9 protein-coding genes are annotated in these 11,783 nt (G+C 34.4%); 1 reads left to right on the top strand and 8 read right to left on the bottom strand.

The window, feature by feature from the left end; genetic code table 11:
* Positions 1-31: 31 nt before the first annotated feature.
* The 8 genes from CW357_RS11800 to CW357_RS11835 all read right to left on the bottom strand — a co-directional run bounded on the left by CW357_RS11800 (position 32) and on the right by CW357_RS11835 (position 10,438).
* Complete coding sequence (locus tag CW357_RS11800) at positions 32-793, bottom strand: iron ABC transporter ATP-binding protein (protein ID WP_119417329.1); 762 nt, start codon at positions 791-793, stop codon at positions 32-34.
* Positions 790-1,740, bottom strand: coding sequence for an iron chelate uptake ABC transporter family permease subunit (locus tag CW357_RS11805; RefSeq protein ID WP_119417330.1), 951 nt, complete (start codon positions 1,738-1,740; stop codon positions 790-792). Before CW357_RS11805 ends, CW357_RS11800 begins: the two co-directional genes overlap by 4 nt.
* Positions 1,733-2,683 carry an ABC transporter permease gene (locus CW357_RS11810; protein ID WP_119417331.1) on the bottom strand — a complete coding sequence of 317 codons (951 nt, stop codon included), beginning with the start codon at positions 2,681-2,683 and terminating at the stop codon, positions 1,733-1,735. Before CW357_RS11810 ends, CW357_RS11805 begins: the two co-directional genes overlap by 8 nt.
* Positions 2,684-3,017: 334 nt before the next feature.
* Entirely contained in the window at positions 3,018-4,505 is a 1,488-nt protein-coding gene (locus CW357_RS11815; protein WP_124218159.1) for a peptide MFS transporter, read from the bottom strand.
* Positions 4,506-4,844: 339 nt separating this feature from the next.
* Complete coding sequence (hflX, locus tag CW357_RS11820) at positions 4,845-6,113, bottom strand: GTPase HflX (protein WP_119417333.1); 1,269 nt, start codon at positions 6,111-6,113, stop codon at positions 4,845-4,847.
* 122 nt (positions 6,114-6,235) lie between these two features.
* Complete coding sequence (locus tag CW357_RS11825; protein ID WP_119417334.1) at positions 6,236-6,928, bottom strand: VOC family protein; 693 nt, start codon at positions 6,926-6,928, stop codon at positions 6,236-6,238.
* A gap of 86 nt (positions 6,929-7,014) precedes the next feature.
* Positions 7,015-8,505, bottom strand: a complete 1,491-nt coding sequence (gene putP / locus CW357_RS11830; protein WP_124218160.1) for a sodium/proline symporter PutP — start codon at positions 8,503-8,505, stop codon at positions 7,015-7,017.
* A gap of 232 nt (positions 8,506-8,737) precedes the next feature.
* Positions 8,738-10,438, bottom strand: a complete 1,701-nt coding sequence (locus tag CW357_RS11835) for an L-lactate permease (protein WP_124218161.1) — start codon at positions 10,436-10,438, stop codon at positions 8,738-8,740.
* A 247-nt stretch (positions 10,439-10,685) separates the two neighbouring features.
* Between CW357_RS11835 and CW357_RS11840 the strand changes: the two genes are divergently transcribed.
* A complete protein-coding gene (locus CW357_RS11840; RefSeq protein ID WP_119417184.1) occupies positions 10,686-11,420 on the top strand; it encodes a FadR/GntR family transcriptional regulator in 735 nt (244 codons plus the stop codon).
* Positions 11,421-11,783: the final 363 nt, after the last annotated feature.

The raw sequence follows: 11,783 nt of genomic DNA on the forward strand, positions 1-11,783 counted from the left end.
TTTATGATTGACATTTCACCCCTGGGCTTTATTATGAATTAAAATATACACAGATACGACAGCTATTCATCTCTTGAATAGGAATGTCCATATCATATATTTCTTTTAATGATTCTGAGTTAATAATTTCATTTGTCGGTCCATCCTTAATGACCCTTCCATCCTTTAAAGCTACAATATAATCTGAATAGACAGATGCAAAATTAATATCATGCAAAACAATGACAACTGTCTTGTCTAACTCGTCTACAAGCTTGCGTAAAATTTTCATAATCTGAACAGAATGTTTCATATCTAAGTTATTTAAAGGCTCATCTAGTAAAATGTATTCCGTATCTTGTGCAATGACCATCGCTATAAAAGCTCTTTGTCGTTGTCCTCCTGATAACTCATCTAAATAATCATGTTGAATATCTTCTAAGTTCATATATTGAATTGCTTCATCGACTTTCATATGGTCTTTCGCATTTAGATGTCCATGTGAATACGGGAACCTCCCGAAAGAAACAAGTTCACGAATCGTTAAACGTACATTCATAAAGTTCGATTGTTTTAATATCGAAACTCGTTTTGCAAAATCATTTGATTTTACTTTTTTCACATCAGTACTATCAAGTAATACTTCCCCAGTATCTGCATCCAATAATCGACTTACCATTGATAGTAATGTCGATTTACCAGCCCCATTCGGACCGATAAATGACGTGATTTTCCCACGCTTTATATCAACACTTACCTTATCAACAACTCTCTTTTTACCGAAGTTTTTGGATATTTCTTTTACTTGGATCATGCAGATCGACTCTCCCTTAATAATAAGTAAATAAAGTAAATACCACCGATGAAATTGATGATGACACTTAAAGTTGTTGAGAATGTAAATACACGTTCGACAATCCATTGCCCACCGATTAAAGCAACTAAGCTTAATAGGGCTGCACCCGTGATTAACACGGAATGCTTATAAGTATTAAAAAATTGATAGGAAAGGTTAGCGACGATTAATCCAAAGAATGTGATTGGACCAACTAATGCTGTTGAAACAGCAATCAATACAGCAGATATAATAAGCATACGTTTTACAACCTTATCATATGGGACACCTAGATTAATGGCATTATCACGTCCAAGGGATAAAACGTCTAACTCATTGACCATTCTCAATCCAATAATCATAACAATGATGACGATTACTAATGCAAACCACACTAAATCACCATTCACATTATTAAAACTTGCAAACATCTTATCTTGCACTCGAGTAAACTCATTCGGATCGATTAATACTTGCAAGAAGGTTGTAATGCTTCCTAAAAATGTCCCTACAATGATTCCTACTAGAAGTAAAAAGTAAATTGGACGTCCGCCGGAGCGGAATAAAAACTGGTAAAGTAGTAAGGCAAAACCAACCATAGCGATAACAGATATAAAGAAGTTAACTTGTGTATTCATCACCGCCATATGGCTAGAGCCAAGGAAAAAGATAATCACCGTTTGCAGCAATAAGTACAATGAGTCTAATCCCATAATACTTGGGGTTAGAATACGATTATGTGTGATTGTTTGGAATATAACGGTTGAATACGCAATTGAAACCCCTGTCAGTGCCATAGCAATCAATTTGATCATACGTCGTGGCAATATGTAATCATAATTACCATTCAATCCTTGAAACAAATATAATCCACAAAAAATCGTAGACAAACCTGCTAATATTAAAATCTTTATACTATTACGCATATGCTTTCCCCCTAAACAACAAGAATAGGAAGACTGCACTACCAATAACGCCAACCATTAAACTAATCGATATCTCATATGGATATATGAGCAATCGTCCTAAGATATCGCAAACCAAAAGGAAGATTGCACCGAGTAATGCAGTATGAGGTAAAGTCTTTTGTAAATGATCCCCCTTAAAAATGGAAACAATATTCGGGATAATCAACCCTAAAAATGGAATCATTCCTACAGTTAATACAACAGTAGTTGTTATTAACGCTACAAGGATTAACCCAAAATTAACGATACGTTTATATGCTAGACCCAAATTTTTCGCAAAGTCTTCCCCCATTCCTGCAACAGTGAAACGATTTGCATATAAATATGCAATGATTAATACTGGCACACTTATATAAAGTAATTCATAGCGTCCTTTCATAATCATTGAAAAATCACCTTGCAACCAAGTCGAAATATTCTGAATAGTATTCGTCTTATAGGCGAAGAAAGTGGTAATTGAAGACAAGATATTTCCGAACATTAACCCAACAAGCGGAATGAAAATTGCATCTTTAAATTTAATACGGTCCAAAATTTGCATAAATAATAGGGTGCCAGCTAAAGCAAATACAAAGGAAACCGCCATTTTCTCTAACATCGATGCATTTGCAAATAACAACATCGATACAAGAATACCTAAGCGAGTGGCATCTAATGTTCCTGCTGTGGTTGGTGAAACGAACTTATTACGGCTTAAACTTTGCATGATTAAACCAGCAATACTCATTCCAACCCCCGCCAATATAATGGCTATTAACCTTGGTACACGGCTAATAAGGAAAATTTGTGTTTTGTCCGAATGTATGTCTAGCAAATCCTTTGGTGAAATACTACTTACCCCAACAAAAAGAGATAAGATTGATAAAACAATTAATGCTATAAACAAATATCGTTTCTTCATAACAACCCCGACTTTTTCCATTTTATAAGTAATACAATCTATTGAAAATCATTATCATTTACTTACAATACATATTATACCATCAGTAAATTCTATTTCAATAGTTAAATGAAAATGATTATCAAATATTTTCCGAAGACTCTATAAACCCCTTCACCATCGATGTTTAGAGTACCCATATTCTCAATTAGAATGAAGAAGGACGTTATTATGCCTCTCCGCAGCAAAAGTATTGTAGTTGGAGAATATAAAAAAACCTGTCCCAAAATCATCTAAAATGATTTTAGGACAGGTTTCTATCACAATTAGTGACTCTTATTACAGGCGTTTCACTTTATCGAATATTACCCATTTTCTTAGAAATCCATGGGCTTAAGATTAACATAACTAAGAATAGTAAAACAGATGCTCCTCCTAGATATCCGAAATATTGAACTTCAGTAATTTTTGCAAATAATTTTGCAAATTGAGCATTCAATGCTTGAGCTGCAGTACTTGTTAAGAACCAAAGTGACATCGTTTGTGCTGCAAATGCCGCTGGAGCTAATTTAGTTGTTGCTGATAGACCTACTGGTGACATTAATAATTCCCCTACGACTACTAAGAAGAATGAAAGAACAATCCACCAAGGGCTAATTAATTCTTTACCACCAGAAGTGATTGCTGGAATAATCATGATTAAGAATGAAACCCCGGCAAATAAAAGTGAGAATGCAAATTTAATCGGTGTAGATGGTTGACGTTTACCCATTCTCACCCAAATCCAAGCAAAGATTGGTGCCATCGTAATGATAAATAATGGATTCAAAGATTGGAACCATGCTGCTGGAATTTTAAATGATCCCATTGTTAAATCTGTACGAGTATCAATATACGCTGCAAGAATTGTTGATCCTTGTTCTTGAATAACCCAGAACATTGTACTTGTAATGAATAAAGGAATATATGCAAGAAGATGTGATTTTTCTTCTTTTTTTGTTTTTTTACTAGTAAACATCCAGATGAATACAGCAATTGGAGCTAATAAGCCGATTACAGTAAAGAAGTTAACGACGCTACCAATTGATAACATACCTGACATTGCTGCAATAACTACCAATACTGCCACGATAATAACAGCAGCGATGAATTTTTTAAGGATACTGTTACGTTCTTGAATATTTAATGGATTTTTAGGTTCTAGACCTGCAAGGCCCAATTTTTGTTTTTGTTTATGTGTATACATAAATAAACCAATTGCCATACCGATTGCTGCAATACTAAAACCTACATGATAATTATACTCTTTTTGTACTGCCCCTACGATTAATGGAGAGATAAATGCACCTGCGTTAATCCCCATGTAGAAAATGTTGAAACCAGCGTCACGACGAGTATCATCTTCTGCATACATATCACCAACAACTGAAGATACGTTTGGTTTCAAAAGACCTGTACCAAGAATAATCAAAATCATTGAAGCAAATAAGAATGTTAAACCACCAGGAATTGCTAAAGACAAGTGACCTAAGATGATTAAAATACCACCCCAAAAGATTGTTCTTCTTGTACCGAGAATACGGTCAGCAATCCATCCACCAATAATCCCTGACATATATACAAGTGAACCATAAATTGCCATGATTGAAGCAGCTGTAGCTTTATCTAATCCTAAACCACCGTTTTGAACAGTATCATACATGAAGTAGATTAGGATTGCTTTCATACCGTAGTATGAGAATCGTTCCCAAAATTCTGTAAAGAACAAACTAAATAAACCTTTAGGATGTCCGAAGAATCCTGTTTGAGGAACTGACTTGACGATTTCCTCTTTAGTTGCCATAAGAAAACTCTCCTTCTTTCAATATAAAAAATAGTCTCACAATTCAAACTATAAAAATTATAGGTTTATAATTTAGTGAAGATGTTGTCCATTATACACGCACAATTTGAAGTTGTCAAAAAAACATAATAAACAGATAATTTTATATTTTTAGACTATTTAAATAACAAAAAACCCCATAAATAAAGGATTCCTGAGATTAACGAGGGTGGAAAATTATTATTTATTTAACTTTTGGGAACTCCTTCTATAACATTGCTGTATTTTCCAGAAACACACTTCAATTCATAAATACCCATAATTTACACATATAAAAAGAGATAGCAATTTGCTACCTCTTTAGTTTAACCAAAATTCCTTATATTTTTCGGCAATCGCCTCATGAAGTTCTACTTCAATAATAGTTCCTCTTTCATCATATGAAGTTTCCATAATATGTGCATGCTCGTTCATATACGATACAATGTCCCCACGTTCAAATGGTATACAAAGCGTACAAGTTACATAATTTGAGAAAATATGTTTGCGAATTAGTTCTAGTAGTTCGTCTATTCCTTTTCCTTCTTTTGCAGATATCCAAATTTGTTCGTTATTAACATAAGGATAAGCGAGATTGGCTAAATCTGATTTATTGAATACATATAAAGTTGGAATATCCTCTACACCAACTGCTTGTAAAGTATTATTTGTAATTTCCATCATATACTGATTTTCATCATTTGATGCATCAACAACATGCAAAAGTAAATCTGCATCTCTCGCCTCTTCCAAAGTAGAGCGAAATGCCTTTACTAAATGATGTGGAAGCTTACTAACAAAACCAACTGTATCTGTTAATAAGAAACTTTTATTATCCGGCAATGATATTTGTCTGACCGACGTTTCAAGTGTCGCAAATAGCATGTCTTTCTCAAAAACTTGTTTATGATCTTCTTGATCTATTTTGTTCAGTAGCTGATTCATAATAGTGGACTTTCCAGCGTTTGTATACCCAACTATTGAAACAATAGGAATTTCACTTTTGCGACGTTGCTTTCTTTGCGTCTCACGTTGTTCTTTTACACTTTCTAATTCTTTATGCAGTTTGGCGATTTGATCTTCAATCTTTCGTCGATCTAATTCTAACTTTGTTTCACCAGCTCCACGGTTTTTGAATCCACCGCCTGTACCTCCACCTTGACGACTTAAAGAGTCTCTAAGTCCTACTAAACGAGGTAGCATATATTGTAATTGAGCTAATTCAACTTGCATTTGAGCTTCTTTTGACTTTGCTCTTCTAGCAAATATATCAAGGATTAGCATTGTTCGGTCAATTACTTTACATTCCAAATCTCTCTCTAAATTTCGAATTTGAGATGGCGATAATTCATCATCAAATATTACCAAATTTGCATCTGCTGCTTCATAAAAATGTTTAATTTCTTCTATTTTTCCTGTACCTACATAGTGTGAAGGATTTATTCTTTCTAAATTTTGTGTTACTACTCCAACTACCTCAACATCTAACGCTTCAGCTAAATTCCCTAATTCTTCTATTGAATAGTCAAAGTGTAAGTCATTACGTAAGTTAACTCCTACTAATACAGCTTTCTCTATAAATGGTTCCAAAAAACTTCCTCCTTCACGTTACAAAATCACAATCTCAAAAACAATAGGAGAGTAGAATTCCACTCTCCTTAATCTTCCATAATATAAGTTATGTCCATCCTAACATAAGAAATGTCTAAAACTCAAACTTTCACAATATCGATTGTTTGTAAACGTTCCTTACCTTCTGGTAACTTTTGAAAAGAAAATATTGTATTCTTTAACCTTAAAGTATTACCTGTAATCGGCAAGGATAATAGGCGTGACCACTGAATTAGTTTTTGCTGTACATCTTTTACCTGAAATACGCATCTTTCTATGCGTATTTCTTCATTACCTTTTTGGATTGTCCCATCAGCTTTTAGCATTTTTTGTCGCTCTTCAAACGAATGCTCCCATTCTATAAAAAAAGGATACGGTAAAGAATCCCCAAGCTTATGTTTGATGAAAAGCATTTTCCATCTAATAATTTGACCATCTGCCGTTTTTCTTTCTGCAGGAATAATTCCAGTCGTTCGATAACCTAGTTTCCGGATATATCTATCACTTTCCTCCAAATTTTCGGAACGTAAACACAACGCTTTATATCCTTCACCATCATCAATATCATAAAGTAATTGTTGAACAAGAGGGTGAGTTGACCTCTTTGCTATAGTTGAATCTTCAACAGCTAACCATTCAATGTAACTATTCTTTGTATAAAATAAAGCATTAAATGTACCCCATTGTAAATGTCTTCCTCCCACAACAGGCTGAATCCCTTCAATAGTTATGTCTTTAGCAATATCTACAGGTGCCTTTTTCGTGAAATAAACAACATGATCTAACTCAAACATTGCACTCATCCCCTTACTTGTAAAAAAGCCCGTAGCTATATATAAAACTACGGGAAATTTACAGTTTCTTCTTATTTATAAGATACTCATTTTTGTTCCTCTTGCAACAAAGTTAATGTTTCATCAAATTCTTTCTCAATTTCATCACTTTTCTTGTAAGTCATTAAACTTACAATCACAGCAACAATCAACCCTAATACAAAGCCTGGAACAATTTCATAAAGTCTTTCATGAAGAGAAGCAATAGTTCCCCAAACATAAGAAACAACTGCACCGACTACCATCCCCGAAAGAGCACCCCAATTTGTTAACTTTCTCCAATATAAAGAAAGTAAAATAATTGGGCCAAAAGCTGAACCGAAACCGGCCCATGCAAATGCCACTAAATCCAATATTTTGTTATCTTGACTCCAAGCAAGAACAATAGCGATTAATGATACGATTAATACTGCCATTCTTCCCATAAAGACATAATGCTTATCTGAACCGTCTTTTTTGAAAATCGCCTTATAAATATCCTCAATTAATGCTGAGGATGTAACGATTAGTTGAGATGAAATTGTACTCATAATTGCAGCTAAAATTGCAGCTAACATAATACCTGCGATAAAAGGATGAAATAATATTTGGCCTAATGCAATAAATACTGTTTCAGGATTTTTCAAATCCAGACCATTTTGTTGGTAATAAGCGATACCAACAAGTGCAGTAGCAATGGCACCAAATAGGCTTAAGAACATCCAACCAATACCAATACGACGAGCTTGTTTCGTTTCCTTAACACTTGAAATAGCCATAAAACGAACAACAATATGTGGCTGACCAAAGTAGCCTAGTCCCCATGCCAATGCCGAAATAATCACTGCAGCTGTTGCAGTACCTCCTGCAGTAAAACTTAACAAGTCAGGATTTACTTCACGAATAGAAGAAGCTGTTTCTGAAAATCCACCTGTTTTAAAAAGGCCAAAAATCGGTACAGCTATAAGAGCTATAAACATTGTTAATCCTTGTATAAAGTCTGTATAACTAACAGCTAAAAATCCTCCAAACAATGTATAAGCCACCACTACGCCTGAGACAATTAGCAATCCGGTGTGATAGCTATAACCAAAAGAACTTTCAAAAAATACTCCTCCAGATACCATTCCTGAAGATACATAGAATGTGAAGAATACCAGAATGATTAAACCCGAAGCAATTCTAAGTAATTTTGTACGATCACGTAATCGATTATCTAAATAGCTAGGGATTGTTATAGAGTTATTTGCAACTTGTGTATACATGCGTAAACGCGGTGCCACTAGCCTCCAGTTTAAATATGCACCGATTGTTAAACCAATTGCAATCCAACCTTCGATTAACCCATTTGCATATATAGCACCTGGCAAACCCATTAATAACCATCCAGACATATCAGCAGCACCTGCGCTCAGTGCTGTAACAGCTGGTCCTAACGAACGCCCACCTAACATATAATCTGTCAAATTAGACGTTTTCATAAATGCATACCATCCAATGCCCAACATTGCAACCATATAAATAATGATTGCAAATAATTGGTACATATTATCTGACATATCAAATCCCCCTTCAATAAAACATCATTTTTAAAAATTTTTAGATTTTTCAACAAACAATATATGACTATCACTTATATAAATCTATTATTCTATAATATCATAAGATTCTGTTATTAATAAATACTATAAAATATGTTGAATGAGATGAATTATGAATTTTGACTGTCAGAAAGTAAAAAGGGTTACCTATAAGTTTTTAACTTATAAATAACACCTCTTTAGAATTATTCTATGGAAGCATCCAAGATAGCACATTACTTTGTAAGAATGTTAGGATACAGATCAGTAACAATAGGAAAATACTATATTTTAAAGTAAACCGTAGTAATTCTGATTCTTTACCCGCTAATCCAACTGCCGCTGTCGCAACTGCAATGGATTGAGGTGAAATCATTTTGCCTGTAACTCCCCCGGATGAATTAGCAGCAAGAGATAAGGTTGGATCCATACCAACAGAACCAGCAGTAACTTGTTGAAGTTTTGCAAACAATACATTGGAAGATGTATCTGATCCTGTGATAAATACGCCTAACCAACCAAGTACTGGAGAAAAGAATGGGAAAAGTGCGCCCGTTTTTGCCAATACCAATCCTAGTGTTGTTGTCATTCCTGCAACATTTGCTACATATGCAAAAGCAACTACTGAACAAATAGTTATTAGCGGATATTTTATTTCATTAACTGTTTCAATGAGAGTTACAATCCATTTACTCCAAGATACTTTTAGAACAAATTTCGTGACAACTGCTGCCAATAGAATTGCAGTACCCGCTGCCCCTAACAATTCTAACTTGTATACAGCTGCTATTGGTTCATGAGATGTGCCACTAAGTACTTTGTTGTGTAAAAAGGGAACCTCAGGCATAAATGTAAGTGCATGTCCAATAGCATTTACACCTTTTAAAATAACATTTGTCCCTTCGTAATGTCCTGTTAAAGCAAGCTTAATTGTTGGAATCCCCCAAATAGAGATAAATCCTGTCAGAATAATAAATGGCGACCAAGCCTTTAAAACTTCCCCTCCCGAATAATGTTCTTCATGTTCTCCTTCATTTTGTCCCACTGTAGCAACGGTTACAGCTACTTCCTGTTCCGCTTTAAAACGGAAGATTGTTTTTGGTTGCCAGAATTTCATAAATACCGCAAGCGCTACCAATGATACTAAAGCTGAAAGAACATCAGGTAATTCAGGCCCTAAAAAGTTAGAAGATAAGAACTGCGTAAGTGCAAATGAAATACCAGAGATGAGCACTGCTGGTAATACTTCTACAGCTTTTTTAAATCCAGCCATAATAACAATTAGGAAGAATGGAAGAAAAACTGATAACAATGGTAATTGACGTCCTACAACTTTTGAAATTTCAGTTGCAGCGATTCCCGTTGGACCTTCCATTGCTGTAATAGGCACTCCTATTGCTCCAAATGCAACTGGTGCAGTATTTGCGATTAAGCACAGGCCTGCTGCATATAAAGGGTTAAAACCAAGTCCTACTAATAATGCTGCTGAAATCGCAACTGGTGCACCAAAACCTGCTGCACCTTCTAAAAATGCTCCAAAAGAAAACGCAACAAGCAATGCTTGAATTCGTCTGTCTTCCGTAATAGATAATACTGAATGACGAATAATATTAAAGTATCCTGTTTTTACAGTTAAATTATAAAGAAATACAGATGTGATAATAATCCAACCTATTGGTATTAATCCATAAACAGCACCTTGTGTAGCAGACATAATTGCTGTACCAGCGGGCACTTTGAAAACGATTACAGCTAAAACCAACGAAACTAGTAATGTTGTAAGTCCGGCATTATGCCCTTTCATTTTTTTAATAACTAATGCCCAGAAAAAGTATAGTATCGGAATAACAGCAATTAGTGCTGTCCATCCCAAGCTTCCCCCTACTGCTGTGAAATTTTGCGTAAATGTCATTTTTTCTCCCCCTAAATTATCAAGAAACATTCTAATCTCTGATAAAAAATCCCCTTTATAACCATATATTTATAAAATATGAATATTAGGTCATCTGATGACTATATGATAAGATTATATTGTTTAGTTTTTATATTTTCAACAATTTTTAGAAAATTTATCGTAAGTAAATAAATACTTTGAAGAGCAACATCATGTATAATTATAGAAATAATAGTGTTTTTACTATTTACGAGGTGAATACATATTGCAATATAAAAAGATCAAAGCTAAAAAAATATACGAAGAAGTTGCAGAAGCTTTGCATGAAATGATTCGAACAGGTGTCTTACAACCAGGTGATCGCCTGGATTCAGTCCAGCAACTTTCGGAAAACTTCCAAGTAAGTCGCTCTGCTATAAGAGAAGCTCTATCTGCACTTAAAGCAATGGGATTAGTTGATATCAAACAAGGTGAAGGTACATTTGTTAAATCATTTGATGCAAACCAAATAGTATTTCCGTTATCAACGGCTATTCTTATGAACAAAGAGGATATATCCGACCTTTTAGAAGTACGTAAAATTATTGAAGTAGGAACAGTAACTGCCGCGGCCCGAAATCGAACGAAAGAAGATTTAAATAAAATGCGAGAGATTTTAGAGGAGATGAAAGAATCCCCTCTTAATGAAGAGTTAGGGGAAAAAGTTGATTTTGAATTTCACACTGCTATATCCCTAGCATCACATAATCCATTACTTTCTATTTTCTTAGAACAAGTATCTGGGCTGATGTTCGAGACGATGAAAGAAACCAGAAGAATATGGCTATATTCTAAACAAACAACACGAGAAAAGTTATTTGATGAGCATATGAAAATCTATGAGGCTATTGAACAACAAGATGAAACAAAATCGAAACAAGCTATGTTATGGCATCTTGAAAACGTAGAAAATATCCTCATTAAATACTTTAAAGAAACTAATATTATGAAAAAAGAATAATAATCATTAAAATTTGCTGAGCTGGATCTAAGTTTTATCCAGCTCTTTTTTATCAAATTGACTAGATAACATATTTAATTTAATTCATTTTATTGACTACATTTAAATACGTGGTAAAATACTTTATAGATTCAACGCGTTGAAGTGAAAAAGTATATTCCAAGCGATGGACGAAAAGTAGTCTTGTCAATGACAGCAAAAAGAAACTTGGCGGTTGATGTAAGCCTAGGTTATGACAAAGATGAATTACACCATTAACAACTTGGAACCAATGAAGTGGTCAAAACTATTTTGACAATTAGGGTGGTACCGCGGAGTTTTCCTTCGTCCCTTTTGATGGGATTGAAGGATTTTTTTATTTTC

The sequence above is a fragment of the Rummeliibacillus sp. TYF005 genome (genome assembly GCF_003844195.1).
Taxonomy (GTDB): domain Bacteria; phylum Bacillota; class Bacilli; order Bacillales_A; family Planococcaceae; genus Rummeliibacillus.